The organism is Anaerovorax odorimutans, from assembly GCF_024459955.1.
GTDB lineage: Bacteria > Bacillota > Clostridia > Peptostreptococcales > Anaerovoracaceae > Hominibacterium > Hominibacterium odorimutans_A.
The window spans coordinates 1-1,251 of sequence record NZ_JANFXK010000058.1 but is presented as its reverse complement, the minus strand read 5'-3'; the positions used below and the strand labels follow the sequence as shown (position 1 = coordinate 1,251).

Here is a 1,251-nt window from a genome sequence, read left to right as displayed (position 1 = left end):
AAAGGAGGAGATCTTTTCTTGTGGGGGGCTTCGCACTTAGATGCTTTCAGCGCTTATCCCGTCCATACTTAGCTACCCAGCTATGCCTTTGGCAAGACAACTGGTGCACCAGAGGTATGTCCATCCCGGTCCTCTCGTACTAAGGACAGCTCCACTCAAATCTCCAACGCCCACAGCGGATAGGGACCGAACTGTCTCACGACGTTCTGAACCCAGCTCGCGTACCTCTTTAATGGGCGAACAGCCCAACCCTTGGGACCTACTTCAGCCCCAGGATGAGACGAGCCGACATCGAGGTGCCAAACACCCCCGTCGATGTGGACTCTTGGGGGGTATCAGCCTGTTATCCCCGGGGTAGCTTTTATCCGTTGAGCGATGGCCCTTCCACTCGGTACCACCGGATCACTAAGCCCGACTTTCGTCCCTGCTCGACTTGTTTGTCTCGCAGTCAAGCTCCCTTCTGCCTTTACACTCTTCGTGCGATTTCCGTCCGCACTGAGGGAACCTTTGGGCGCCTCCGTTACTCTTTAGGAGGCGACCGCCCCAGTCAAACTGCCCACCAGACACTGTCCCCACGCCGGGTCACGGCGCAAGGTTAGAATTCCAACATTACAAGGGTGGTATCCCAACGGTGACTCCCCTAAAGCTGGCGCCCTAGGTTCGCAGTCTCCCACCTATCCTGTACGTGCAATGCCGAAACTCAATATCAAGTTGCAGTAAAGCTCCACGGGGTCTTTCCGTCCTGCTGCGGGTAACCGGCATCTTTACCGGTACTACAATTTCACCGAGTCTATTGTTGAGACAGTGCCCAGATCGTTACGCCTTTCGTGCGGGTCAGAACTTACCTGACAAGGAATTTCGCTACCTTAGGACCGTTATAGTTACGGCCGCCGTTTACTGGGGCTTAAGTTCATGCCTTCGCCTAAGCTAAGCAGTCCCCTTAACCTTCCAGCACCGGGCAGGCGTCAGCCCCTATACTTCAGCTTTCGCTTTCGCAGAGACCTGTGTTTTTGGTAAACAGTCGCCTGGGCCTTTTCACTGCGGCCTGCTTGCGCAGGCACCCCTTCTCCCGAAGTTACGGGGTCATTTTGCCGAGTTCCTTAACAATAGTTCTCTCGCTCGCCTTAGGATTCTCTCCTCATCTACCTGTGTCGGTTTGCGGTACGGGCACCTACGGTCTGGCTAGCGGCTTTTCTTGACAGCGTGAAATCAGCAGCTTCCGGTACTATTCTTCCCTCCGCGTAACGCCTC

1 rRNA gene is annotated in these 1,251 nt (G+C 55.0%); it reads right to left on the bottom strand.

The window, feature by feature from the left end:
* Positions 1-1,251 (bottom strand): 23S ribosomal RNA (locus tag NE619_RS17775); the annotation flags it as partial.